This window comes from Flavobacterium sp. LHD-80, assembly GCF_030929605.1.
Classification (GTDB): domain Bacteria; phylum Bacteroidota; class Bacteroidia; order Flavobacteriales; family Flavobacteriaceae; genus Flavobacterium.
Window position 1 is genome coordinate 650,613 of record NZ_JAVFVS010000001.1, and the last position, 26,317, is coordinate 676,929.

Genomic DNA, 26,317 nt, shown 5'->3' on the forward strand with positions numbered 1-26,317 from the left:
CTTTAGTTTTCATCCGGAATTAACATAAACAAAAAAGCAGAATCTCAAATGAATGAAATTCTGCTTTTAATATTGTAATAAAACCTTTTAGATTCTGAAAATTCCTCCAACCGCAATAATTCGTTGAAAATACGTAAAGTGTTGAGAAGCTTTATCTTCATTGCTTACCGTAGTTTTGATATCCTGCATGTCAATATAGCCACCTTTCAATTCTCCTTGAACATAGAAGTGTTTGAAAAAAGTAATGTTTAGACCTGCTTTTGCAGAAATGCCATAACCAGAAACATGAAAATCATCGTGACGTTCTTTGCCTAAAAGAGTTGTATTGGTTTTTGGATATAAAACTCCCGCACCAAGACCTTCAGTTAAGTTGATTTGGACTTTATCAATATTTGGCAATCCAAACCATTTAGAAATATCATCAAATCGCGCAACTTCAGTATTAATGTAATTCAAACCATCTGTATGTTCGTACATTAAAAAAGCTGGACCATTTGGTGGCATAATACCATTCTCATAACCACCTTCCTGAGCACCACCTTGAGACATATCTACAGGTGTATTATTGTAAGTTCCATTGTAAATTGAGCCAGGATCATTTGCAGGCAAATTGATGTTTCCAGTCACATTTGCAATTTGATTCTGTGTCATTACATATTTCATGTGGTCAACACCAATTGTAACACTGTAATGATCACTAAAAAAATAACCTAATCTTAAATTTGTCTGAGGAATTGTCATATTTGCAGGATTAATATAATCTACATGCCATCCTTTTGGTTTGTCATGAGCTTCCATATTATCAACCGTAAAGTTGTAATCCTTACCTCTAAAGTTTACATCAGATTTTGAGTAACTTTCTCTATTTCCACCCCACATAACAAAGAATTTTCCTTTATTGTGTGCAGCGTATTTTTGTACTGGTATTTCTTCCTGAGCAAATGTGTTTAAAGAAACACAAGCCAGAAGGAAAAATAAAATTTTTGTTTTCAAAGAACTTGAGTATTATAAATTTAGAATGAGTTAACTGTTTTTCTGATAGCAACTAATTTGGTCATCAAGCCTTCAAAATAGTCTAAATGAAGCATATTAGCACCGTCGCTTTTTGCATTTGCAGGATCAAAATGTGTTTCGATAAAAATACCATCAACGCCAACAGCAATACCGGCTTTAGCAACTGTTTCGATCATATCTGGTCTTCCTCCAGTTACACCTGCTGTTTGATTTGGCTGTTGTAAAGAATGTGTTACATCTAAAACCGTAGATGCATATTGTTGCATAGTAGGAATTCCTCTAAAATCAACAATCATGTCTTGGTACCCAAACATCGTCCCGCGATCTGTAACCATAACATTTTCATTATTACAGTCTAAAACTTTTTGAACCGCATGTTTCATGCTTTCCGGACTCATAAACTGCCCTTTTTTCAAGTTTACCACTTTTCCAGTATTTGCAGCTGCCACAACAAGATCTGTCTGGCGAACTAAAAATGCAGGAATTTGTAAAACATCAACATATTGAGCTGCCATGTCAGCATCTTCATTTGTGTGAATATCAGTAACCGTTGGAACGTGAAAAGTCTCCGAAACTTTTCTTAAAATTTTTAAAGCTTTTTCATCGCCAATTCCAGAAAAACTGTCAATTCTAGAACGGTTAGCTTTTTTAAAAGATCCTTTAAATACATAAGGAATCTGAAGTTTGTCGGTAATACCAACTAATTTTTCAGCAATTCTTAGTGCCATTTCTTCTCCTTCGATCGCGCAAGGCCCCGCCAATAAAAAGAAATTTCCGCTGTCAGTATGCTTAATTTGTGGAATATGTTGTATGTTCATAATATGATTTTTTGACAGTGCAAAGGTAGTTATGATTTATGAATAGCTGATGAAGATTTAAGTTTTTTTTAAGAACCCCGATAGCTATCGGGGCTACTATCCGCTGTAATCTTTTTCTCTAAAACCTTTTTTTATTGGTCTTTGCAGGAGCTTCCGTTGGTCGCTCTGCAAAAACCATAAAAAATAGGTTTTCTCAAAAAAGGATTTCCGCTACTATCAGGGCTAGGAGTTTAGTGGAATTATGAGAAATTAAGTTAATTAAAAGTTTGAATAATTTCTTTTCGTGAGTTTATTTTTGCTTCAATTTCTTCTAGCGCTTCTTCTGCAGGAATTCTGTTTGCAATTGTTTTTATGATTAAAAAATCATCAGAAGAAATTGCTCTAATCTCGCAGTATTTTTTTTTATTTTGCTGAATGATCAATTCCTTAATATCATCCAGTTTTATCCTTTTTTTTATTTTTATAAAGCCAAAAGGCGAAATATAAATTCCTGAAATTATTTCATTTCCTTTTAATTTAACGGAATTAGAAATATTTAGGAAAATTAAAATGAAATAAACCCATATTACTTTTTCGAAAAAATCAGAATGAAAATCAAAGAACAGCCCAATTATTGGAGCTGAAATAAATAGCAAATAAAATATCGGATGTATTAATTCTTCTTTATTTAATGTCATACTATTTCATTTTTCAAATTTCTTAGATTTACAAATCTTTCAAATTAAACTCAGTTTCAAGAATACTTTTCAAATCATCATTTTCAAACGGAGCAACTTCGGTTTTGCCATTTATTATAGACTTCACTGAATTTTTAAACAATATTTTTTTACCTAATGGATTCTGTAAAACCACAATTAAGTTTTGAGTAAAAAAAGAATCCGGATGTGAGTAATTATAATAATTGGCAGGTTTAAAATCAATCCATCTTTGAGGAGAAAGATTAAATGAATACAAATTAGACCATTCTTTTCCAACTAAAATTTGAAGCAAATATTCGTCATCCTCAGTTTTGATTAAAATAAAAGTATCAGAATCATGCTGAATTTCCTTTCCAGTTTCACTGAGTTTTAAAGGTTCCCGAATACTATTACCGCCAAAACCCAAATCAATCAAATAATCTTCATTTTCGATTGTTGCAATAATACCAAAATGAGTTTTAGCATTTTCTCCTGGATTCACCATTGGCCTTGCCGCAATATAATAATGCGGAATCCCGATTTCCTGTAGCGCTAATGAAAATATTCCATTAATCTGATAACAATATCCACCACGATTTTTATTAACGATTTGATCTACAATATCGTCACCAGCGAGCGAAATAATTTTGCCAGCTTGAACATCTATATTTTCAAAAGGAACAGAAAATAATTGAGATTGCATTAGTTTTTTGATTCCTGCAAAATTTAATTCGATTTCTCCCGAAAAATTGATTCGGTTTAAATATTGCTGTAAATTGAAACTTGAAGCTTCAATTTTATATTGATCTTTTGATTGTGTCATTGTAACTTAATTTTGATCGTTTCTGCGTGAAACTTTGAATTAATAGCATAATAAAAATATGCTTATGGTAAAGTTACAACTTCGCGAGGTTTGAATTTGATTTTTTTTCGTCTTTATGAAAGAAGAATAAGTTCAAGTTAGCGATAAAGATTATTTCTCGTAAGATCGTTTAATAAAATATTGAACTATAATAACAATGATAAGAATTAATGTAAACAAAAACGAAAAGAAAATTATTCCCATCATTCCCATTCCGCATCTAAAAGTTTCTTCTTGGAGATTTTCGTTGAAATTATATGAAGCCACAGAACAAGCCAATATTGTTAATACAAATTGTAATATCAAACTGAATAGTGAAATAGTTCCCAATTTAAATGAAATACTCTCTGCAATAGCTTTTCTTCCAAAAATAAGCTGAAAAAATAAAGGTGAAAGAATTAAAATAAATGGAGATATACCGTACATATTAGATGGTTGGTTTTTTATTTATGAATTTTACTCTTTCTTCAATCCCAATCCCATCGGAACCATTAAAATTCCTTTTTCATAAACATTTAAATAAAGCGTAATAGGTTTCTTTTGACCTTCCCAAGTCAGTTCGTAAACGTTTAAAAATCCAGCTCCCATATCGCTTCTTTTTGTTGGAAAAGGACAACAAGTTTCTAAGCGTTTGTAGGTGATTTTTTCTCCGTTTGGACCAGTAAGAGCGTTAAGGAAACGCGTTTCGTTCAAGGTTTCGTCTTTGGTATTTCTGTAAAAAATATTTACCGGATAATCAGGATCGTAGCCGTATTTTTTGTCTTTGGCAAAAAGTGTAATGGCAAACGTATTGTCTTTCTTCAGTATTAGATCAGGTGCATTATCATCTACATTTTTCAATGTCGATTTGGTGCTAATGCAGGAAGTCGCACTGATTAATAAAATTAAAAAGAAGAATATTTTTTTCATGGTTTTTATAGTTTGGTCATGCAAATTTAAAAGGTTTTTTAGTCACTTCTAAGAGCTATCAGATAAATGATTCTAAAGATTTAAAATGTAGAAATCTATTAAAGTTATTCAGCCTTTTTTGGATTCAGTTTTAATATTCCAATTACAATCAGATATTGTGCCACAAGATACGTCAGCATAATAAAAAAAGAACTTTTTTCAATTGGCGCATAAAATTTGTTTACGGCCAAAATACTGTCGGAAAGCACAAACACAATTGCTCCAGAAAAAACATATAAATTCCCAGGTTTCTTCCAAATCAAATAACCGTTATAAGCAAACAAAAGCATTATTGAAATGACACTTGCATATACAATTACTGGAATTTTTAAATCGCCTAGTGATGGCAATAAAACAGATAACATTCCGATTAAATACAGGCCAATAAAAACACTTCCAATTCCGAACAAAACTAAATTTCTTTTGATTTCGCCTTTGTTTTGCTTGTTGAATAACACACAATATGTGACGTGTGAAATTAGAAAAGCGACTAATCCTAAAATAAAATAGATTTCGCCCAAATCTGTAAAAAGCAAAATGACATCACCAATCCATGAAAACAGCAAAGCAAGAAGCAAGATGTTTTTTGTTGGAAAATTTCGGTAAAAATAGACTCCAAAAGTCAATAACGGAATCAGAATTGGCTTTAAAAATAAGTCTAAGTTTTCGTAGCCTAAAAATATGATAAGAAGATAAACGAAGCTAAATGCGCTAAAGATTTTAAAGTAAGTTGCGTTTCTCATAAATGGTTCAATAAATTAGCAGTTTGGGTAATTGGTTTTTTAAAATCTATAGTAACAAAGTAAATTGTGGTAAGGAAGGATAAAGCCAAATAGGCTATAATGATATAATTGCCTGCTGGAAAAATAGTGTTTAAACCAAACCAGTCACCATAATACGATATGATTCCGATCACAACGCCAAAACGAAGTCCTTCCCAAAAAATGGCATATCTGTTTTTATCCATCAATTCCGTATAACTGTAAATTGTTATCAGGATAAAAAAGCCATAGACAAAGATATTTGGCAGTCCAATTTCAGCAATATTGTCAAATAAATAGCTCACAAACAAAAGAGTGATTAACATTTGGGTTAAAGACCAATAAATGAGTTTTTGAGAGTTTTGCGTACCATATTTGTCAAAAGCAAAAACATTTTCAATTTTGTTTACGGGATATTTCTCTTCGAAATTTTCAGGGCGCCAGCCTGTTGGTTTAAACCAGATGGTAAGTTTGTCTTTCCAATTTTCAGCGCGCCATGCATCTTTAATAAGTAAAGTCAAATGTTGAAAATTAATCTTTACAGGATTCCAAGTATTTGCTGGTCTTGTAATTCCAAAAACAGGCGGAACATCATCTAATTCGGCTTGGAAAGTTCCGAAAAGCTTGTCCCAAAAAATAAAAATCTGTGAGTGGTTTTTATCTAGATATTCTGGATTTATAGCATGATGCACACGATGGTGTGAAGGTGTAACGATAATATGCTCCAGAAATCCCATTTTTTTGATGTGTTTGGTATGATACCAAAACTGTAAAAACAAATGAAGTGGCAACGTAATAGCGATTACAGAAGCTGGAACCCCAAGAAGCGCTGCAGGAATCAACAAAAATGTAAAAAGATTAACTAAACTCGCAATGGGCTGACGAAGCGCACAGGCCAGATTAAATTCTTCACTGCTGTGATGAATCGCATGTTTATTCCAAAGAAAATTGATTTGATGTGCCAGTCGATGGCTCCAATAACCATAAAAATCAATGACAAAAAAGGCGATGAAATAGGAGAGAACACTCGGCTCTAAATGCTGTAAAGCAATTTTTGAAACCAGCCATTCATACGAAAGAAAAGTGATGCTTAAACCCAAAACGTCTTTAACGGAATTGGTAATTCCGGAACTGATACTCGATACGCTGTCGATTAAAGGCGCGGTATCGTTTTTTTTATAAATGCCATATAACTTCTCGATTATGATTAAAGTTAAAAAAACCGGCATGGCAATAATTAGTATTTTTCCGTATTCTTCCATAAAAAAAGCATTCTATTTTATTCAAATATAAAATAAAATAGAATGCTTTTTGAATTATTTGCGATTAAACAATTTCTGCGCTTAATCCGGCATCTAAAAGTTGTAAGCATTGCGGTTTTAACTTGTCCAGCGGACCCGTTTTTACGGTGCATTTTCCGTTGTAATGTACAATCAAGGAGCATTGTTCTGCCTGTTCTGCAGTGTGGTTGCAAACGCGCATCAAAGTATCAATTACGTGATCAAAAGTGTTTACATCATCATTATAAACAATAATTTCGTTATTGAAAACTGTTGCTTCCTTTTCGCGAACTCTTTCTCTTACTTTTTCTTTAGTACTCATCTTGTCTAGTTTTTGTACTTGTAATTAACTTATAACTAATTTACGTATTTTAATGAAACCCAATTGTTGCGCTGAAGCTTTTTAACATACGTCAGCCCTTTTTCAACGCAAGAAGCATCAATAAACGGAATATCTTCTTCATAAAAACCACTGAATAATATAATTCCTTTTGGGTTTAAAGAATCAACATAAGCCTGCATATCATTTAAAAGAATATTTCTGTTGATGTTGGCAATAATTAAATCGTATTTTTTTCCTGCCAATAAAGCTGCATCGCCTTCGTAAACGCTAATGTGTTTGCAATTATTGCGTTCAGCATTTTCAATTGAATTCAAGTAGCACCAGTTGTCAATGTCAATTGCATCGATTGGTTCTGCGCCTTTCATTTCAGCCAAAATAGCTAAAATTGCAGTTCCGCAACCTATATCAAGCGTTTTTAAACCTTTTACATCCATTTCAAGTAAATGTTGAATCATCATGTGAGTTGTCTCATGATGTCCGGTACCAAAACTCATTTTAGGTTCAATTAAAATATCAAATTCAGCATCCGTTTTTGGATGGAAAGGAGCGCGAACGTGGCATTTTCCATCAACGTCAATTGGTTCAAAATTCTTTTCCCATTCTTCGTTCCAGTTAACCTGATCAATTTCTTCAATGGTGTATTCAATTTTAAATTCTTCCGACTGTAAAATATAAATATCATCCAGGATATTCTCATCCCATAAATCTTTCTTCACAAAAGCCGAAATCCCATTTTCAGTTTCTGTAAAACTTTCAAATGCTTTTTCGCCCAATTCAGCCACTAAAATTTCTGACCCTAATTCTTTTGGTTCAATTGTAAAATGATATCCTAAATAGATGTTTGACATAAATAATTTTTTTGCAAAGGTAAGAATAGAAAGCAGAAGTAGCTTATAAATCTAAAAGAACATTAATAATTTAAGAATAATTTAAAACATAAAAAAAAGCGTTTGCATCAGCAAACGCTTTTTTTATAATGAGATTTCAAAATCTAAAATCTAAAATTAGATAGCTGTTACGATAGCTAAGAAATCATCTGCTTTTAAAGCAGCACCTCCAATTAAACCACCATCTACGTCTGGTTTAGAGAAAATTTCTTTAGCGTTGTCTGGTTTTACAGAACCACCGTATAAAATAGAAACTTCATCAGCGATGTCAGCTCCAAAAGCTTTACGGATAGTTTCTCTGATAAATTCATGCATTTCTTGCGCTTGCTCTGGTGAAGCAGTTTCTCCAGTTCCAATAGCCCAAACTGGCTCATAAGCCAAAACAATTTTAGACCAAGATTCTTTTGCAATATGGAAAACACCATCACGCAATTGGTTTTCAACAATGTTGAAGTGATTTCCAGACTGACGGTCTTTTAATTCTTCTCCAAAACAGAAAATAACAGTCATGTCATGTTTCAAAGCTGTATCAACTTTGTTAGCGATTAATGCATCAGTTTCGTGGAAAATAGCTCTACGCTCTGAGTGGCCTAGAATTACAGTATTAACACCAATACTTGTCAACATATCTGCAGAAATTTCTCCTGTAAAAGCACCGCCTTCAGCTTGGTGAACATTTTGGGCAGAAACTCCAATAGTTGTATTTTTTACTTTTGCAGCTGCTGCTTGTAAGTTTACAAATGTAGGCGCTACAATAACTTGTGCAGTTGTTTGTGCTGGTATTTTAGTGATTAACTCGCTTAATAATTCTTCAGTCTGTGCTGCGTTTTTATGCATTTTCCAGTTTCCTGCAACAATCTTTTTTCTCATTTTGGTAGTTTTTATTATTCTTTTAATTTTTTGTTTTTGCGGTAATTTATTAAGCTTGTTTTAAACTTTTTAAAGCTTCGTTGATTTTATCAAAATCAGTTTCGATGGCACGGTAAAGAACGATTTTTCCTGTTTTGTCAATGATAATGTATCTCGGAATCCAGTCTAAATCAATTGCTTTTCCAAAAAGACCTTTCATACCGTCATTCATCATATAGTGATCGCCTTTTAATTCGTGTTTTTCAATTCCAGCTTTCCATTTGTCAGCTGTTTTATCAGCCGAAATGAATAAATAAGAAACATCTGGATTATTAGCTTGAAGTTCTTTTACTTTTGGCATTGCTTTTACGCAGTCCCCACACCAAGAAGCCCAAACTTCGATAACCAAAGTTTTTCCTTTGTATTTTTTTAAAATGCTTTTGAATGCAACTTGACTATCATCTGTTGCTAATAATTTTTCAGACAAAGCTTCTTTTGAAAATTCTTTTTTCTGTGCCTGAGAACATGAAAATGTAATAAATGCAATAACAACTAGGGCTAACTGTTTCATATTATATTTTAAATTAATTTTATTAAGTACTGAATTCACAAAGTTAAACAAACAAATTGAATGCCAAATGGAGATTAACAAAATTTGAAGACTCGTTTGTTTTGTAACAATTCGTTAAATTTTGGTTAGAAAAAAGAGAGTGAAATCGTAATAGTAGCTGAGCAAATCTGACAACTTTTCAATATTTCTTTTTTAAAGAAGAAAAAAAGCTTAAAAATTTAATTTTAAAAGCGGTTTATGACAATAAAAAACGTCGTGATTTTGTTTTTTTAGGAAACAAAAAAGGAACTTAATTTAAGTTCCTTTTTTATATTTAAATTTTTGTATCGACTAAAATTTTAAAAACTCCTCGGGTTTTATCTAATTGGTAGGTTGCACTTTTAACTTGAAAGTCTTTATATTCTGTATGTGAGCACTTATCGTTGATTCTGGTTGCTTGGACATGGAATTCAAAGATGTTTTTTCCGGCAATATTTACAGAATAATTTACAGTTTCGGTTTTCCAGCCTATAGTTCCTATCGTTATTACATTGTAATTATTCTCAGAGATAAAATTGTATTCAATGTTTTTACTAGAATCATCTAAGTTTTTTACTGTAATGTCATTGCTTTTGTAAGTGCCGTTAGTAAATAAATTTTCTCCAGTTGTTTTGTCTACAAGCTCAAAAGAAAAACCTTCTGGAGGAGTAAAACAAAGTTCTGCATCATTACTGCATCCAAAATTAAGAAAAGCAAACAGGATAAAAATAAACTTGAAAAGTGTTTTCATAAATAGATAATTAGTTTTGTTGCTTTCAAATGTAAGAATATTATTTACATTTTTAATATGATTGTTACTTCAAATCATAATTTCCATTTGCCCATTTTTTACTCGGAGCAATCCATAAATCTAAAGCTTTGTATAAAAAACCGTGTTTTAGACCTGTATTAAGCTCAATTTCTTCGAAATGATTGATTTTAAGTTTTGAAGTTTCTTTTCTTTTAATTGCCGAAACGCCATAAACATCTGATTTTTCGTAAATGGTCAGAATGTTTCCGCAGAAATTAATATCTGGAAATTCTTGAATATCTACATCTCTAAAACAGCCAATAAAAACAAAATTCATATCGGGATTGGCAACAAAAGTCGAAACAAATTGTGCGATATAACCACCTTTTGAAGTTCCAATTACTGTAATATGGTTGGGAGGAATGCCTTGTTTAAGAAGTTTTTTAACCTGTTTTGCTATTTTTTCAGCATAATCATAAACATCCGTATTGTTCTTTCTGATTTCACTGTAAACAATAAAGTTATCTTTTCTAAAAGAAGTCAAAATCTCGTTGTATTCAGCTTTTCCATATTCGGGATGAGGAACATTTAGCGGATTTTGCTCTATGTATGCATTGTGGAGAAAGAAAATATAACGTTGGTCTTTGTTGATTTGAGCAGAAATTTGAATGCTAAAGAAAGTAATAAATAATAGAATAGCAACTCTTGAAAATTGGGTCATAATTTAAATTGGTTTTGGAATAGTTTATAAACCAAATATAAACTAACAATTATTGAATTTATTATTTTTCTTACGAAATAAAAACGCCAATATTTCTAGAAAAGAATATTGGCGCTTAGTAAAATTATTTGTTTATGTTTTTAAATACCATAAGCAACATCAGATAATTTCAAATCATCAACATCATTATAATGTACTTTTTGAACAATAGTTCCTTTGTGTATAACTACAATGCTTGGGTTTGCTCTTTCAACTGTTTTTAAAGCTGTTGCATCACAGAAATAGAAATCAACATTCAAACCATATTGTTTTTTTGCTTTCGCAATTTCTTCAGGTCCAGAAGCTGTCATTCCAATTACTTTATAGCCTTTTGCTTTTGCATCAGCTTCCACTTTTGCTAATTTTTTCATTCCCTCAGGATTTGACAAAGCCAAATCGTAAGTTACAAAAACTAATAATTTTGGTTCTTGTAATAATTCTGCTTTGTAATCAGAATCATCTTTAGTCATAGTGAAATCGTGAATTGGCGGAACATATCCTTCTGTAATCACTTTGTCTTTTCTATCAACAAAAGTGGCGCCTTCCGGAATATTCATTAAATCTTTTTCGGTAAATTCTTTATCAACTCCGTTTACTTTGTAGATAAAAATCATTTCTACAACCGATTTTGGAGCACCTTCAGGAATTTCCATTCCTTTTTCAATATTCGTTCCCACTTTATACGGACGGAAATCTTTTATCGGATTATGATTTAAAACCCAAACAGCCATAAAAACACATAAAACAATGCTGATTAAAGTCAATATATTAGTAACCATTTTTGAAAATAATGGCTTAACTAATTTTTTATTGATGAATAAAATTATAATAAAGAAAAGTAAAACAACATCTTTTGTGAATGATTGCCAAGGTGTTAAGTGTAAAGCATCTCCAAAACAACCGCAATCTTTTACGACATCAAAATAAGCCGAGTAGAAGGTAAGAAACGTAAAGAAAACGATTAAAAGCAATAAAGCCCAAATTGTCAATTTAGATTTATAGCCAACCAATAACATTACGCCCAAAACAACTTCTAAAATCACTAAAAAGATAGCTAATCCTAAAGCTAATGGTTCTAAAAACGGCATATTAAAAACCGGTTCGCTGAAATATTCTGCTAATTTATAAGAGAAACCAACAGGATCGTTCAATTTGATTAATCCTGAAATGATAAATAAAACACCGACAAATAATCGGGAGAATTGAGTAATGATGTTTTTCATGGGGAATATTTAAAATTTAAACTCCAATTTTATAGTTGGAATTTGGGATTTTATTTTTTGGAATTTGATTTATTTGATAGGATTAAGAATCAGAGCAAAAACAGCATAATTAATCATATCCTGATAATTAGCATCGATTCCTTCAGAAACTAAAGTTGCGCCTTTGTTATCTTCAATTTGCTTTACGCGAAGTAATTTCTGCAAAATCAAATCAGTTAAAGAACTCACGCGCATATCACGCCACGCTTCTCCGTAATCGTGATTTTTGGCTTCCATTAAATCTTTTGTAAGTTTAACTTTCGCATCATACAATTCAGTTGCTTTTTCTACGTCAAGATCGGGCTGATCAACAACGCCCAATTCAAGCTGAATTAAAGCCATAATAGAATAATTGATAATTCCGATAAATTCTCCTTTTTCATCTTCATCAACTTTACGGACATCGTTTTCCTGTAAACTTCTGATTCGTTGTGCTTTTATGAAAATTTGATCGGTCAATGACGGAAGTCTTAAAATTCTCCACGCACTGCCGTAATCTTTCATTTTATTGATAAATAAAGTTCGGCAAACCTTAATTACATTATCAAATTCAAGGGAAGTATTCTTCATTTATTGCTGTATATTTGCTTAAATTTTTTCAAAAATAAGGATTAAATTAAAGAGTTTCAAGTTTAAGGTTTTCTTTGTTTCAAGTTTTTTCTAAACAAAGTGTTAACGGTGATAACTTGAAACTAAAAAAAATGTTTCAAGTTTCAGGTTTGCTTTGCCAGTTCGGCTTTTAGCCTCGGGTCAAGTTCTTGAACTTACGCAATCTGCGTGAACTTGAAACTTGAAACAAATAAAACTTGAAACAAAATGCTGATTAACTGCAAAGGCGAACTTATAGATTTATCGATTCCTAAAGTAATGGGAATTTTGAATGTTACGCCAAATTCTTTCTTTGATGGAGGAAAATATAAAAACGAAGACGAGATTATTTCTCAGGTTGATAAAATGATTTCTGAAGGCGCAACATTTATTGATATTGGTGCTTACTCAAGCAAACCAAGCGCCGAATTTGTTTCGGAGCAAGAAGAAATTGAGCGAATTGTTCCAGCCATCAAATTAATTTTAAAGCATTTTCCAGAAGCGTTATTATCGATTGATACTTTCAGGGCAGAAGTTGCAAAAGCAAGCATAGAAAGTGGTGCAACGATTATAAATGATATTTCGGCTGGAGAACTTGACGATAAAATGTTTGATGTTATTGCAAAATATAACGTTCCGTACATTATGATGCACATGCGAGGTAATCCGCAGACGATGCAGAGTTTGACACAGTATGATGATATTGTAAAAGAAATGCTCTTCTATTTTTCTGAAAAAGTAAAAAAAGCAAGAAGTTTAGGAATCAACGATTTGATTTTAGATCCAGGTTTCGGTTTCGCTAAAACTACCGATCAGAATTATGAAGTGATGCAGAAAATGGAACTTTTTAATCTTTTGGAATTACCTGTTTTAGCGGGTATTTCCAGAAAATCGATGATTTATAAAACCCTTGACATTACGCCACAAGAAGCTTTAAACGGAACAACTTTTTTAAATACTATTGCTTTGACGAAAGGCGCTAAAATTCTTCGTGTGCATGATGTTAAAGAAGCAGTGGAATGTGTGGCTTTGTATAATAAATTGAGTTTATAATAGAAATATTCGCTTGGTTTTGTCATTTCGACGAAGGAGAAATCACACTCGAAGCTCGACAAAGATTGGCGATTCTCTTTGGAGAATTACTAGTGTGATTTCTCCTTCGTCGAAATGACATACTTTGTGTTTTTAAAAACAAATAAAAATGAAATACGTTACCATAATCATCACTTTCCTTTTTTTCTCTTGCGGAGAAAAAAAGGACGTTTTACTTCCAAAATCAAACGTAACAATTGTAAAAGACGTTCAGGATCATTCGCCAATTTATATCTTCTTCAAAACGGAAGGAAAAGATACAATTGCAGATGTAAATAGAAAAAATAGCATCATCTCAACGAATTGGATTTTCAATATTGACAAACGTTTGCCTTTAAAATTGGTAATTCCGGAAGTAATGAAATTGCAGGATAAAAAGCGAGCCGATAGCGCACATAAAAATGAAAATGCCGAAAACTATTATTCCTACGCTGATTCAATCGGGAAGAATTTAGCTTTTTTGCCTTTCACGAAAGTGTATTATAAAATGGAGAAACCTAAATTTGGAGTAATAGTTTATTTCAAAAAAGATAATTCAGTTTTAGTAAAAGGTATACCAGTTAAAAGGGAAGAATTACAGAATTATTTAGATGGCTTAGATAGTGATAAACCGAACAAGTATATGTTTTGTTTTAATAAAGATTTAGATTACGGAAGTTATATTGATAATGAAATTTTCATTGGAACATTAAAATTTCCAATCCCTTCACTGAATTTAGCAAATGAAGAATTCGTCTTTTAAACTGAACACTAAAAACTGAATACTAATTTTATTGATGATGATAAGGTTCATTGCGTAAAATAGTAAACCCGCGATACAATTGTTCGATAAAAAATAAACGAACCATTTGGTGTGAAAATGTCATCAGCGAAAGCGAAACTTTTCCTTGTGCTTTTTTATAAACCGTTTCAGAAAATCCATAAGGACCACCAATTACGAAAACTAAAGTCTTTACACCTGAATTCATTTTCTTTTGCAATTCTTCTGAAAAACCAACGCTGGAAAAGTTTTTTCCGTTTTCATCCAATAAAATCAATTGATCAGTTGCTGAAAGTTTGGACAGAATCAATTCGCCTTCTTTTTCTTTCTGCTGACTTTCAGACAAATTCTTTACATTTTTGATATCTGGAATAATCTCCAAATCAAATTTGATGTAAAACGACAAACGTTTGGTATAATCGTCAATCAAAGTCTGAAGCGATTTATTATCTGTTTTGCCTATTGCGATTAGTTTGATGTTCATATGATTTTTTTTTCGGCACAAATTCCACAAATTTCCACAAATTTATCAGTGTTAATCAGTTTAATCCGCATAATCTGTGGGCTAATTTTAATTCTATTTTTTATTCTCAAAAACCGTTTCAAAATGTTCTACAACAGGAAAAGGTTCGTAATAATGATGTAAAATCTTTTTCCATTCTAAATAGGCTTCAGAAGTTCTAAAACCTATTGTATGATCTTCAAGTGTATTCCAATCCACCAATAAAAGATATTTATTCTCGACTTCGATACATTTTTCCAAACGATGTCCTAAATAACCATTTATTGATGAAATGTATTGACTTGCTTTTGCAAAATCAGCTTCAAATGTTGATGCTAATTCTGGTTTTATAAAAAGATATACTGCTTCAAGAATCATAATTAAATGAATTTTATCTGCTTGATCTGCTAAATCTGCGGGAAAAAATATACTCTCGCAGATTTAGCGAATTCAACAGATTTTATTTTTAATATTTTGGTATAAAAAATCTGCGTTTATCAGCTTAAATCTGTTTAAATCTGCGTGCAATCTCGTACAGATTAGTTTTTAGAAAACTTCGCTTCAAAAATTTTAAAACGACTATCTAAATCTTTAATCAATTGTTTTTTAACCGATTCATCCTGAATAAAACTGTAATTAATGCTGTTATAAACATATTGTTTTATAGTCGCATATGAAACATCCTGATATCTTTTAGCCAATAAAACATATTGCTGCGTCATATTGCTTCTTAAAATTCCTGCGTCGTCTGTGCTGATTACAATTGGCACATTGAATTCTTTGTAAAGCGTAAACGGATGTCTGTTTTCTTTTACTTTCAAAATGAATTCGTTGCTCGTTAAATTAATCTCAATCGGAATATTATTTGTTGACATATGTTTCAATAAATCATACGAATTTGCCTCGTAAGCAATATCAACTCCATGGCCAATTCTATTGGCTCCGGCAATATAAATAGCGTCGTTAATATGCCACGTTAAATCTTCTGGCTGAACCAATCCTAAAGTCAGTTCACCCGCGTGAAGTGTATATTTTACATTCGGAAATTTATCATGACAGTATTTAAACATTACCATATGAAGCCAATAATCTTTCATGGAAGTTTGTCCGTGTTCAGGAGAAACAATGTTCACACCCGCAGTCAATTTACTTTCGCTTGACGAAATAAAAGCAATTACCAGATTTTTGAATAAATCTACCGGTTCCATAAAACGCAAAACAAAGTTTTGATAACGCATTGTAAATTTGTCGTCATCAATTTTTAAGTCTTTGTGAAGTTTTGCTAAGAAATTGGTATTGAAATCTTCGGCGTATTTTTTAGCCTCTTTTTTCTGAAGCGATTTATACAATTCATCTAAAAGTTTCAAAACTGCTTTTTCATCTTTCTGCGTTGATGCTTGACGAAGTTTTACATTAAAATCAGTTAAATCTGAAACATTCATATCACACGGAATGGTAGATAATTGTGTTTCGATGTAAGAAACATTTTCGGCAATGGCGCGCTTTTTCAATTCGAGCATTCCTTCTGCAAAATGCCCTGGAATAGTTGGTTCGAATTTCATAAACGAATCAAAAAACTGATCGTCAGACGGTACAGATCCATTGTAATCTTTGATCGACCAAGTCTGCATAATTTGCTGTTCATAATACTCTAATTTTCCTTTTTCTTTAAGAGAGGAGAAGCTTTCCCAGTTTCCTTTTGCAGGTTTTGTTTTTGAAACTGCTAAGTTTTCTAAATTCAAATAAAAATTCTCAGAAATGGCTCTTTCTAAAAGTGGTTCTGCGTAAATTGATCCTGAAAAATGGTGGTGTAAATCGCCTCCTTTTGGCATTTGTTGAAAAAAAGCTGTTAAGAGAGCTTCATTATTTCTGATTTTTTCTAAATAACTTTCAGCAGTTTGAGAAAAGCCGATTTGTGCTATAAAAATACAGAAAAGCGTAATTATCCTTGTCATACTCTAAGTTTAAATTACATGCAAATATACGAGTTTTCGGAGAGATTTGAAAATTGAATTTCGTTACGTTGATTTAACCGCAAGGTACGCAAGGTTTTTTTCATATGCTAAATTCAATATAAACGCAAAGTTCGCAAAGCTTTGTATAAAAAAACTTTGCGAACTTTGCGTAATTCTTTGTGCACTTTGCGGTTAAAAAAACTTAGAATCTTAGCACCTCAGTATCTTAGAAGCTCAAGAAAAAAGTACATCACGAATTTCTTCAACCTTATCAAAAACGCTTTTTGCAAAAGGACAAAGCGGAATAATTTTTAAGTTGTTTGCTCTTGCATATTCTACCGAAGCCATAACTAATTTTTTACCAACACCTTTTCCATTAAATTCTGGACTAACTTCTGTATGGTCGATAATAAATTTTGAATCTCCTGCCCAAGTATAGGTCATTTTTCCAGCTTCTTTTCCGTCTTCAATTGCTTCAAAATAGCCTCTTCTTGTATCGTTTATTTGTTGAATTTCCATTGTAATTATATTAATGTGGTTTTAATCTCGATTGAATGTGTTAGTGTTTTATGAATCGGACAGCTGTTTGCAATCGTTTCTAATCTTTGTCTTTGCGTTTCGTCAACTTCGCCGATTACTTCAATTCTTCTGGTAAATGAGGTGCAATTTCGCTCTGAATCTCTTTCAAAATCAATTTTGATATTGATTTCTTCGACATTCCATTGCTTGCGATTAATGTACATTCTTAAAGTAATTAATGTGCAAGATGCTAATGATGAAGCCAAAAGTTCAGTAGGATTTAATCCTAAATTTTTTCCACCCAATTCCTGTGGTTCGTCTAAAATTAAAATATTTCCGCTTGCAGAAGTAATTTCCGTGCGATACAAACGCGTATCTATTTTTGCTGAAATTGTATCCATAATTATTTAATTCTTGGTTCAGGTAATGGAACGAATTCGGTTTCACCTGGAACTTTCGGGAAGGTTTGTTCTGTCCAGTCTTTTTTTGCTTTTTCGATTAATTCTTTATCCGAAGAAACAAAGTTCCAAAAGATAAAATGTTCTTCAGGAAAAGGCTGTCCGCCAAAGATGTAAACGGTAGAGTTTTCTGAGATTTCAAACTCACAAAGAGAAGCTTCAGTTGTAATTAAAATTTGTCTCGGATCATAAACATGTTCGCCATTTTTAATACTTCCTTCTAAAATATACAAACCACTTTCGCCGAATAAATGGCTTCCAATATTGATTTTCTTAGCTTCTTTGCTTTTAATTTCAATAAAATAAAGCGGACTATAAACAGGAACTGGTGATTTTTTTCCGAAAGCTTCTCCAGCTATTAATTTGTATGAAACGCCATCTTCTTCCCAAGCCGGAATATCATCAGCTTCAACGTGCGTAAAATTAGGATCCATTTGCTCTAATTCTTTTGGAAGCGCAACCCAAATCTGTAATCCGTGAAGCATTTTGTCTGAATGTCTTAAATATTCTGGTGTTCTTTCAGAATGTACAATTCCTTTTCCGGCTGTCATCCAGTTTACGGCGCCGGGTTTTATTTCTAATTCGGTTCCTAAACTATCACGGTGCATAATGCTTCCTTCAAACAAAAATGTCAATGTTGAAAGTCCGATATGCGGATGTGGCGGAACGTCCATATTTTCGTGATCACTTAAATGTGCAGGTCCCATATGATCGATAAATACAAATGGTCCTACGGCTCTTTTTTCACGGAAAGGCAATAAACGTCCAACCATAAAATTGCCAATATTGGCTGAGCGTTCTTCGATAATTAAACTGATATTTGACATGTGGTATTTTGATTTGATTTGAAAACAAAATTACAGTTGTGATAGAAATCTGTAACTTAATTTAGATTAAGAAAAGTTGTTTTTGAAATTGTAACTATAAAAATAAGAAATAAAATAGAACACGAATTGCACAAATTTCACAAATTCATTCGTGCCAATCTGTGAAATTTGTGTTTATTTTTAATTTATCAACTCAAATTCCAAAACTTCACTTTCTGTTCCATTAATAATAATCGATAATTGATGAATTCCAGTATGAAAAACTCTCGTCGTAATCAATTTAAAAGATTGATTTCTTTCAACTTTAGTCAATTGATTCGGATGATAAATTTTCTCACTGATTTTAAAGACTTTTTTCGCCAAATGTCCTTTTGCTTTTTTATAATGAACCGCATATTCTAAACGAATTGTTTTTGCTTCTTCATTTTTATTATTTAAGTGAAATTGAAACTGTAAATAATCACCAATTTTTACAATTGGTGTTTTAATTTCAAAAGAAGAAAGTTCAATATTGGTGCTTTCTAAACCATAATGACTTAAAATTTCAGGATGGCCTTGTTTTAATAAAGTTCGGCATCCGTGTTTTATAATTGCATCAGTTTCTTTTGTGTGCCCTTTCCATCTATTAGCAATTTCTAATACAATTTCTGGATTGTCTTTAACAATATCATTTAAATTATTTGCCACACTTCTGCGAACATATTCTGAAGAATCATTTTTTAAATTTTCTAAAATTGGAAGAATAGAAGTTGGGTCTTTTTTAAGAAACGGAATCGCTATTGCCCACGGTAATCTCGGGCGAGAACCTTCGCTGGCTAATCTTCGAACATGATGATTTTCATGTAAAGACCACTTTACCATTTCGTCAATCATTTTTTCTTTATACTTTAAAATAAAAGGACGAACAGCAAATTCACAGCTTATAAACTGTGTGATAGAAACAAAAGCTTTTGCCGAAGTTTTAAAATCGTCTAAACCGTATATTTCGATATAATCAGCAAAAAAGATGAAAGCCAGATTGCTGTCTGTAAAGTTATTTTTCTTCAGATTTTCGATGATTTTATCAATCAAAGAAACAGCTTCTGGAAAATTTTGAGGCATAAATTGGTGAAACACAACTGTTGTATGTTTCATTCTTTCTTTCCATTCTTTTTGTGCAAAATCGCCTTCGTAAATGGCTTCAATAAATTTTTGTTTATTGAATATTGGATGTACTTCGGCGACAGCCTGACCAAATTTTTCGTAAAAAGAAACCGAATAAATATCTTTAATTAATCCCATGATTTTGTTTAAATGAACCTCAAAGATATTTAATTGAATGCTTATTAACGGAGTAAGTTTTGTTAAGAATTGTAACTTTTTTTTCTGAATATCTTAATGGTTAAAAAAGAAAACTTTAATGTTTTGAAAATTTTTTCATGTTAAGTAAACTTTCAAATCCATAAAATATATCCTAATTTAGCATATTATTAAAAACAGAAAAATGATAAGCGAAGCGCAATTTCAGGCAGAATTACAACTTTTGATAAGCAATGCCATAAGAGAAGATGTTGGCCCGGGCGATTACAGTTCGTTGGCTTGTATTCCAGATACGGCTCACGGTCAGGCGAAATTATTGGTAAAAGATCAGGGAATTATTGCGGGTGTTGCCTTGGCGAAAATGATTTTCGAATTTGTTGACCCAAAATTAAAAATAAAGACTTTTATCGAAGACGGAACGCATGTAGAATACGGAGATGTCGTTTTTGAAGTTTCGGGAAGTTCTCAGTCGATTTTAAAATCGGAAAGAGTGGTTTTGAATACCATGCAACGTATGTCGGCTATTGCAACAAAAACAAATCATTTGATGCAACTTTTAGACGGAACTGGCGCTAAAATATTAGATACACGAAAAACAACCCCAAATTTTAGAGTGGCCGAAAAATGGGCAGTAAAAATTGGTGGAGGCGAAAATCACCGTTATGCGTTGTATGATATGATTATGTTGAAAGATAATCATATTGATTTTGCTGGCGGAATTACACTTGCAATAAAGAAAACAAAAGAGTTTTTAAAAGCCAATAATTTAGATTTAAAGATTATTGTTGAAGCTAGAAATCTTGACGAAATTCGTGAGATTTTGTTAAGCGACGGTGTGCACAGAATTTTGATCGATAACTTTAATTATGAAGATACTAAAAAAGCTGTGGATTTAATTGGTAAAAAATGCCAGACAGAATCTTCAGGAAATATCAACGAAAAAACCATTCGCGGGTACGGTCTTTGCGGAGTAAATTATATTTCTTCTGGAGCTTTGACGCATTCTGTTTATAATATGGATTTGAGCTTAAAAGCGTTTTAATAATTATAAATTGTTAATTATTAATTATTAATTATCAATTGTTGGTATTGAAAGTCTAAGAAGTCTAACGATCTAAAAGGTCTAAAATCTAAAAAAATATGTCGCAAGAGATAGAAGCTCGGATTGAGAAACTGCCTGTGGTGCGCTCTTTAGCCCGACTTTTAAAGAAAATAAAATTGCCTTGGCTGGAAGGTTTTTCGCTGTATGATTTGATCGAAATGTACGTCATCGGAATTATTGACGGTGCATTTTCTTATCATGCGAGTGCGGTTTCTTTTAGCTTTTTTATGGCTTTATTTCCGTTTGCTTTATTTATTTTAAACTTAATTCCGTTTATCCCGATTGATAATTTTCAGGATGATTTTCTGCAGTTTGTACAGCAAGGAGTTCCTCCAAATACGTACGATGCCATCAGTAAAATTATCAGTGATATTTTAAATAATAGTCATTCGGGATTATTATCGACCGGTTTTTTTCTGTCAATATTCTTAATGGCAAATGGAATTAACGGCATATTAAGTGGTTTTGAATCTTCCAAACATGTATTTGATAAACGTGGATTTTTGCATCAATATCTAGTGGCGCTGGCGATTTCGCTTGTAATGACTATAATATTGTTTGTAACGGTAGCTACAATTGTCGTTTTTGAGGTATTTATTCAAAAAACAATCATTCAGGATGTGCTTAGTGATAGAATTCCGTTGATTATTTTGGGCCGATATTTGTTTGTTGTTTTAATGATTTTGATAACATCTTCAATATTATTGCGTTATGGTACAAAACAGTACAATAAAGTGCCTTTTATAAGCATTGGATCTGTTTTTACAACGGTCTTAATTGTTATATCTTCGTTCTTTTTTGGGATTTGGGTTATAAAATTTTCAAAATATAACGAACTTTATGGTTCAATTGGGACATTATTAATTCTAATGTTTTACATTTGGATAAACTGTATGATTCTGCTTTTAGGGTTCGAATTGAACGCTACAATCAGAAAATTAAAACAAAAAAAAAATAAATAAGTATGAAAAATTTGATGCTAACTATCGGAGTGTTCTTCTTTGCCCTGACCATGCAAAGTCAAAGTGTAATTGGAAAATGGAAAACAATTGACGACGAAACCGGAGAAGCAAAATCAGTCGTAGAAGTTTACGAAAAATCAGGAAAAGTTTACGGGAAAGTCGTAGAAATACTTCGTGAGAACCACAAAAAAGACGTTTGTTCAAAATGTGATGGAGCAGAAAAAAACAAGCCAATTCTAGGAATGATCATTATCAACGGACTTAAAAAAGACGGTTCAGAATATAACGGAGGAACAATTTTAGACCCAACAAACGGAAAAAAATACAAATGTTATATCGAATTAGATTCTGCTGATAAATTAAAAGTTCGTGGTTACGTTGGGGTTTCTATCATGGGAAGAACACAATACTGGACACGAGTGAAATAATTAATTCAAAAAATACATGCGAAAATTAGCTTCGATAATTTTATTCTTAGTTTTAACTGCAAATAGCTTTGGACAATCTAAGAATTCGCCATTACAAATAAGTCATCTTAAGGGTGACTTTTATGTTTATAAAACGTTTCATGATTATAAAGGAACGCTGATTTCTGCCAATGCCATGTATCTTGTTACAGATAAAGGCGTTGTTTTGTTTGATGCTCCGTGGGATCAAACACAATTTCAACCTTTATTAGATTCAATAAAAGCTAAACATAATAAAGATGTGATAATGCTTTTTGCTACACACTCGCATGAAGACCGTGCGGGAGGTTTTGACTTTTACAGAAAAAAAGGAATTAAAACGTATTCAATTAAATTGACTGACGATATTCTAAAAAAGAAAAACGAACCTAGGGCTGAATTTATAACTCCAAATGACAAAACGTATACAGTTGGCCAGTATACTTTTGAAGTGTACTATCCGGGAAAAGGTCATGCACCAGACAATATTGTAGTTTGGTTTGATAAAGAAAAAATACTTTATGGAGGCTGTTTTGTAAAAAGTGCCGATGCTCAGGATCTTGGTTATTTAGGTGATGCTGATGTGAAAGAATGGAAGAAATCAATTGAAAAAGTGAAGTCAAAGTTTAAGAATCCAAAGTATATTATTCCGGGGCATGACGATTGGAAAAATATTGAATCTTTAAACCATACTTTGAAATTGGTTGATGAATATTTAGCCAAAACTTCGGAAAAAAAGTAATTTTACAAATCATATAATTTATCTCCATGTTTTTTGTCGAAGTTGTTTTACCGCTTTCTTTAGCTAAAACTTTTACGTATCGTGTTTCTGAGGCTGAATTCCATTTTATTAAAAAAGGAATGCGGGTTGCAGTGCCATTTGGTAAAAGCAAAATTTACACGGCATTGGTTATTGATTTGCATCAAAACGAGCCAAATTTGTACGAGGCTAAAGAAATCAATCAGATTTTAGATGAAAAACCAATTGCAACCGAGATACAAATTAAACATTGGCTTTGGGTTGCGAATTATTATATGTGCGGAATTGGCGATGTATATCGAGGTGCTTTTCCGACTGGATTATTATTAGAAAGTGAAACTATAATTTCGAATAAACCTGAAACTATTGTAAATGATTCTGAACTTTCAGATGATGAGTTTTTGATTTATGAAGCTTTACAACATCAAAGTTCCCTCAAAGTTCAAGACATAATTTCAATTTTAAATAAAAAAAATATTCTGCCGATTCTTCAGAAATTAATGGCAAAAGATATTATTGTTTTAGAAGAAGAAATAAAAGAAAGTTACAAGCCGAAATTGGTTCGTTACGTAAAATTACATTCTCAATACGAAACAGATCAAGGTTTGGGGGAATTGCTTGACGTTTTGAAAAATGCTAATAAACAGAAAGAAATTGTTTTAGCTTATTTTCAGCTTTCAGCTTCAGAAAAAAAGCCTATTACAGTAAAAAAACTTACGGAAGTTTCGAATGTGACATCGGCAGTTGTAAAAGCTTTGATAGAAAAAGAAATCTTCGAAGAGTATTATTTACAGCACGATCGCGTTTCTTTTGATGGAAAAGCTTCAGAAAAGCAATTGCAATTAAGCGATGCTCAAGAGACTGCTTTCAATGAAATTAAAAATAGTTTATTAGTAAATGAAGTTTGCCTGCTTCACGGTGTTACGTCAAGCGGAAAAACAGAAATCTACATTAAATTAATTGAAGAATATTTGCAGACCGGAAAACAGATTTTGTATTTGCTTCCTGAAATTGCACTGACTACTCAATTAGTTTCTCGTTTGAGGCTTCATTTTGGTGATAAAGTGGCGGTTTTTCATTCTAAATACAGCAATAATGAAAGAGTTGAAGTTTGGAAACAAACCTTGGAAAATTCACCAAAAGCACAAATTGTAATAGGAGCAAGGTCGGCTTTGTTTTTGCCTTTTAATGATTTAGGATTATTAATTGTTGATGAAGAACATGAACAGACTTTTAAACAAACAGATCCTGCGCCAAGATATCATGCGAGAGACAGTGCGGTAGTTTTGGCTAATTTTCATAATGCCAAAGTTTTGTTAGGATCGGCAACTCCTAGTATTGAAACGTATTTTAATACACAAAATGATAAATACGGTTTAGTAACGCTTACAGAACGTTATAAAAATGTTCGCATGCCTGAAGTTGTTTTGGTTGATTTGAAAGACAAGCATTTCAGAAAAAGAATGACGGGGCATTTTAGTGATCTTTTAATTGAAGAAATTGCTGAAGCGTTGTCTTTGGGTGAACAAGTAATTTTGTTTCAAAACAGAAGAGGATATTCTCCTGTAATAGAATGTTTGACTTGCGGACACGTGCCTCATTGTCAACAATGCGATGTGAGTTTGACATTCCATAAATTTAAAAACCAATTGCGTTGTCATTATTGTGGATATTCGATTGCAAAACCAACGCATTGTCATAGTTGTTCCAGTATCGATTTGACTACAAAAGGTTTTGGAACGGAGCAAATAGAGCAGGAGCTTGTTTCTCTTTTTCCAAAAGCCAAAACAGCAAGAATGGATCAGGATACAACACGAGGGAAATTTGGTTTCGAAAAAATCATCGATACTTTCAAAAATAGAGAAATTGATATTTTAGTCGGAACACAAATGCTGGCTAAAGGTTTGGATTTTGATAATGTGAGTCTTGTCGGAATTATGAATGCCGATAATATGCTTCATCATCCGGATTTTAGAGCTTTTGAGCGCAGTTTTCAGATGATGACGCAGGTTGCAGGAAGAGCCGGAAGGTCTGAAAAACAAGGTAAAGTTGTGATTCAGACATACAATCCAAATCATAATACCATTCAGCAGGTTACGAATCATAATTATATAGGTATGTATAAGGAGCAATTATACGATCGACAAATTTATAAATATCCGCCTTATTTCAGGATTATAAAACTTACTATCAAGCATAAAGATTTTGATAAGCTGAAAGAAGGTTCAATGTGGTTGTATCAGGTTTTGAGCCAAAATTTGAATATGCCGGTTTTAGGGCCGGAAGAACCAGCTATAAGCCGAATCAGAAATGAATATATCAGAACTATATTAATTAAGATTCCGCAAAATCTGCATTTAGGAAACACAAAAAAAACTATTCAGAAAATGCTGAATAGTTTTGAAGCTGTTGCTCAATACAGAGCTATAAAAGTTGTTGTGAATGTCGATTTTTATTAAGACGAAGTAGATAATGCTTTAACTAAATCTTCTTTTTTGTTTCGGCTTAACGGAATTTTAGTGATTCCAATTTCTGCAAATTTACTATTGAAGCGTTCTACCTTATCAATATTAATAATATAGGACTTGTGCACACGAATAAATTTATCTTTTGATAAATCATTTTCAAACGATTTCATTGTTGAAAGTACCAAATTGCTGTCATCTTCTGTAACCACTCTAACATAATCTCCAAATGCTTCAATCCATTTGATTTTGGCAGTAAAGATTTTTAGTTTTTTAAGGTTACTTTTAATGAAAATATGTTCGCCCTCTTCTTCTTTTACTTCTTTTTTAAGCAAATGCATGTCGATTGCCCTTTTAACAGAAGCATTGAATCGATCGACTGCAATTGGTTTTTGCAGATAATCGGTGGCATCATAATCAAAAGCTTTTAAAGCATACTCTGCTTTAGAAGTAATAAATATAATTTGCGGTTTTGATTTTAGTCCGTCAAGGAAGTCAAAACCGTTAATAACTGGCATTTCAATATCTAGAAATATTAAATCGATATTATTTAAAGAGATACAGCTTTTTGCTTCTATTGCATTAGAAAAATCCCCGATTAAGTGCAAACCAGGGTGATTATTAACTAATTTTGCAATAATGGTCCTCTGTATAGAACTATCATCTACAACAACACAGTTTAGTTTCATAACATTTAAATTTAGAATAAATTCAGGATAGCATTAGTAAAAGTATTATTTTTTTTGTAAAAAAACCTAAACTGAGCATATATTTTTTGCAG

Annotated in this window: 31 protein-coding genes; 7 read left to right on the top strand and 24 right to left on the bottom strand. The window is 32.2% G+C overall.

The genetic code is table 11. From position 1 onward, the window contains the following. Positions 1–87 precede the first annotated feature (87 nt). The 16 genes from RB619_RS02810 to RB619_RS02885 all read right to left on the bottom strand — a co-directional run bounded on the left by RB619_RS02810 (position 88) and on the right by RB619_RS02885 (position 12,371). Positions 88–993 carry a hypothetical protein gene (locus RB619_RS02810; RefSeq protein ID WP_308093884.1) on the bottom strand — a complete coding sequence of 302 codons (906 nt, stop codon included), beginning with the start codon at positions 991–993 and terminating at the stop codon, positions 88–90. Between the two features lie 20 nt (positions 994–1,013). Then, positions 1,014–1,832 (bottom strand): 3-deoxy-8-phosphooctulonate synthase, encoded by an 819-nt coding sequence (gene kdsA / locus RB619_RS02815; RefSeq protein WP_155100910.1) that lies wholly within the window; start codon positions 1,830–1,832, stop codon positions 1,014–1,016. Positions 1,833–2,086: 254 nt separating this feature from the next. Further along, positions 2,087–2,509 carry a hypothetical protein gene (locus tag RB619_RS02820; RefSeq protein ID WP_308093888.1) on the bottom strand — a complete coding sequence of 141 codons (423 nt, stop codon included), beginning with the start codon at positions 2,507–2,509 and terminating at the stop codon, positions 2,087–2,089. Positions 2,510–2,537: 28 nt separating this feature from the next. Then, positions 2,538–3,332, bottom strand: a complete 795-nt coding sequence (locus RB619_RS02825) for an arylamine N-acetyltransferase (RefSeq protein WP_308093891.1) — start codon at positions 3,330–3,332, stop codon at positions 2,538–2,540. Positions 3,333–3,482: 150 nt separating this feature from the next. Continuing rightward, on the bottom strand, positions 3,483–3,797 hold the full coding sequence (locus RB619_RS02830; protein WP_308093895.1) for a hypothetical protein: 315 nt from the start codon (positions 3,795–3,797) through the stop codon (positions 3,483–3,485). 30 nt (positions 3,798–3,827) lie between these two features. Beyond that, a complete protein-coding gene (locus tag RB619_RS02835; protein ID WP_308093897.1) occupies positions 3,828–4,280 on the bottom strand; it encodes a 2-dehydro-3-deoxyphosphooctonate aldolase in 453 nt (150 codons plus the stop codon). Between the two features lie 104 nt (positions 4,281–4,384). Then, the gene (locus tag RB619_RS02840) at positions 4,385–5,062 is read right to left on the bottom strand and encodes a lysoplasmalogenase (protein ID WP_308093899.1); all 678 of its coding nucleotides are present in this window, start codon (positions 5,060–5,062) and stop codon (positions 4,385–4,387) included. Next, complete coding sequence (locus RB619_RS02845; protein WP_308093902.1) at positions 5,059–6,342, bottom strand: sterol desaturase family protein; 1,284 nt, start codon at positions 6,340–6,342, stop codon at positions 5,059–5,061. The genes RB619_RS02840 and RB619_RS02845 overlap by 4 nt, the downstream gene beginning before the upstream one ends. Positions 6,343–6,406: 64 nt before the next feature. After that, positions 6,407–6,682 carry an ATP-dependent Clp protease adaptor ClpS gene (locus RB619_RS02850; protein ID WP_308093904.1) on the bottom strand — a complete coding sequence of 92 codons (276 nt, stop codon included), beginning with the start codon at positions 6,680–6,682 and terminating at the stop codon, positions 6,407–6,409. 35 nt (positions 6,683–6,717) lie between these two features. After that, positions 6,718–7,551 (bottom strand): 50S ribosomal protein L11 methyltransferase, encoded by an 834-nt coding sequence (gene prmA, locus RB619_RS02855; RefSeq protein WP_308093908.1) that lies wholly within the window; start codon positions 7,549–7,551, stop codon positions 6,718–6,720. A 156-nt stretch (positions 7,552–7,707) separates the two neighbouring features. Continuing rightward, a complete protein-coding gene (tpiA, locus tag RB619_RS02860; protein WP_308093911.1) occupies positions 7,708–8,460 on the bottom strand; it encodes a triose-phosphate isomerase in 753 nt (250 codons plus the stop codon). Between the two features lie 49 nt (positions 8,461–8,509). Next, positions 8,510–9,010, bottom strand: a complete 501-nt coding sequence (locus RB619_RS02865; protein ID WP_308093913.1) for a TlpA disulfide reductase family protein — start codon at positions 9,008–9,010, stop codon at positions 8,510–8,512. Between the two features lie 313 nt (positions 9,011–9,323). Next, the gene (locus tag RB619_RS02870) at positions 9,324–9,779 is read right to left on the bottom strand and encodes a hypothetical protein (RefSeq protein WP_308093915.1); all 456 of its coding nucleotides are present in this window, start codon (positions 9,777–9,779) and stop codon (positions 9,324–9,326) included. Positions 9,780–9,843: 64 nt separating this feature from the next. After that, entirely contained in the window at positions 9,844–10,500 is a 657-nt protein-coding gene (locus RB619_RS02875) for an alpha/beta hydrolase (protein ID WP_308093917.1), read from the bottom strand. Positions 10,501–10,640: 140 nt separating this feature from the next. Then, positions 10,641–11,762, bottom strand: a complete 1,122-nt coding sequence (locus RB619_RS02880; protein ID WP_308093919.1) for a BT_3928 family protein — start codon at positions 11,760–11,762, stop codon at positions 10,641–10,643. Between the two features lie 69 nt (positions 11,763–11,831). Further along, the gene (locus tag RB619_RS02885; protein WP_308093921.1) at positions 11,832–12,371 is read right to left on the bottom strand and encodes a DUF1599 domain-containing protein; all 540 of its coding nucleotides are present in this window, start codon (positions 12,369–12,371) and stop codon (positions 11,832–11,834) included. 246 nt (positions 12,372–12,617) lie between these two features. Here RB619_RS02885 and folP point away from each other — a divergent pair, with 246 nt between their 5' ends. Together folP and RB619_RS02895 are read left to right on the top strand one after the other, a co-directional pair. After that, a complete protein-coding gene (folP, locus tag RB619_RS02890; RefSeq protein WP_308093923.1) occupies positions 12,618–13,442 on the top strand; it encodes a dihydropteroate synthase in 825 nt (274 codons plus the stop codon). A 148-nt stretch (positions 13,443–13,590) separates the two neighbouring features. Continuing rightward, on the top strand, positions 13,591–14,223 hold the full coding sequence (locus tag RB619_RS02895; RefSeq protein ID WP_308093925.1) for a hypothetical protein: 633 nt from the start codon (positions 13,591–13,593) through the stop codon (positions 14,221–14,223). A 28-nt stretch (positions 14,224–14,251) separates the two neighbouring features. Here RB619_RS02895 and rlmH read toward each other — a convergent pair whose 3' ends face one another. The 7 genes from rlmH to RB619_RS02930 all read right to left on the bottom strand — a co-directional run bounded on the left by rlmH (position 14,252) and on the right by RB619_RS02930 (position 19,783). Further along, positions 14,252–14,725 carry a 23S rRNA (pseudouridine(1915)-N(3))-methyltransferase RlmH gene (gene rlmH / locus RB619_RS02900; RefSeq protein WP_026729408.1) on the bottom strand — a complete coding sequence of 158 codons (474 nt, stop codon included), beginning with the start codon at positions 14,723–14,725 and terminating at the stop codon, positions 14,252–14,254. Positions 14,726–14,818: 93 nt separating this feature from the next. Next, positions 14,819–15,121 carry an antibiotic biosynthesis monooxygenase gene (locus tag RB619_RS02905; RefSeq protein ID WP_308093931.1) on the bottom strand — a complete coding sequence of 101 codons (303 nt, stop codon included), beginning with the start codon at positions 15,119–15,121 and terminating at the stop codon, positions 14,819–14,821. Positions 15,122–15,282: 161 nt separating this feature from the next. Further along, positions 15,283–16,698, bottom strand: coding sequence for an adenosine deaminase (locus tag RB619_RS02910; protein ID WP_308093933.1), 1,416 nt, complete (start codon positions 16,696–16,698; stop codon positions 15,283–15,285). Positions 16,699–16,932: 234 nt separating this feature from the next. Continuing rightward, positions 16,933–17,217, bottom strand: coding sequence for a GNAT family N-acetyltransferase (locus RB619_RS02915; protein ID WP_308093935.1), 285 nt, complete (start codon positions 17,215–17,217; stop codon positions 16,933–16,935). A 5-nt stretch (positions 17,218–17,222) separates the two neighbouring features. Further along, positions 17,223–17,618, bottom strand: coding sequence for an OsmC family protein (locus tag RB619_RS02920; protein ID WP_308093937.1), 396 nt, complete (start codon positions 17,616–17,618; stop codon positions 17,223–17,225). 2 nt (positions 17,619–17,620) lie between these two features. Next, a complete protein-coding gene (locus RB619_RS02925) occupies positions 17,621–18,502 on the bottom strand; it encodes a pirin family protein (protein WP_142449299.1) in 882 nt (293 codons plus the stop codon). A gap of 180 nt (positions 18,503–18,682) precedes the next feature. Then, the gene (locus tag RB619_RS02930; protein WP_308093940.1) at positions 18,683–19,783 is read right to left on the bottom strand and encodes a DNA alkylation repair protein; all 1,101 of its coding nucleotides are present in this window, start codon (positions 19,781–19,783) and stop codon (positions 18,683–18,685) included. A gap of 202 nt (positions 19,784–19,985) precedes the next feature. Here RB619_RS02930 and nadC point away from each other — a divergent pair, with 202 nt between their 5' ends. The 5 genes from nadC (at position 19,986) to priA (ending at position 25,530) form a co-directional block, all read left to right on the top strand. Further along, the gene (gene nadC / locus RB619_RS02935) at positions 19,986–20,843 is read left to right on the top strand and encodes a carboxylating nicotinate-nucleotide diphosphorylase (RefSeq protein ID WP_308093943.1); all 858 of its coding nucleotides are present in this window, start codon (positions 19,986–19,988) and stop codon (positions 20,841–20,843) included. A 98-nt stretch (positions 20,844–20,941) separates the two neighbouring features. Continuing rightward, complete coding sequence (locus RB619_RS02940; RefSeq protein ID WP_133525853.1) at positions 20,942–21,865, top strand: YihY/virulence factor BrkB family protein; 924 nt, start codon at positions 20,942–20,944, stop codon at positions 21,863–21,865. 2 nt (positions 21,866–21,867) lie between these two features. After that, positions 21,868–22,293, top strand: a complete 426-nt coding sequence (locus RB619_RS02945) for a DUF2147 domain-containing protein (protein WP_308093945.1) — start codon at positions 21,868–21,870, stop codon at positions 22,291–22,293. Between the two features lie 16 nt (positions 22,294–22,309). Then, on the top strand, positions 22,310–23,053 hold the full coding sequence (gene bla-B1-FLAV, locus RB619_RS02950; protein WP_308093947.1) for a subclass B1 metallo-beta-lactamase: 744 nt from the start codon (positions 22,310–22,312) through the stop codon (positions 23,051–23,053). 26 nt (positions 23,054–23,079) lie between these two features. Further along, a complete protein-coding gene (gene priA, locus RB619_RS02955) occupies positions 23,080–25,530 on the top strand; it encodes a primosomal protein N' (RefSeq protein ID WP_308093949.1) in 2,451 nt (816 codons plus the stop codon). Here priA and RB619_RS02960 read toward each other — a convergent pair. Continuing rightward, a complete protein-coding gene (locus tag RB619_RS02960; protein WP_026729423.1) occupies positions 25,527–26,225 on the bottom strand; it encodes a LytTR family DNA-binding domain-containing protein in 699 nt (232 codons plus the stop codon). The two genes, priA and RB619_RS02960, sit on opposite strands and share 4 nt — an antisense overlap. Positions 26,226–26,317 lie beyond the last annotated feature (92 nt).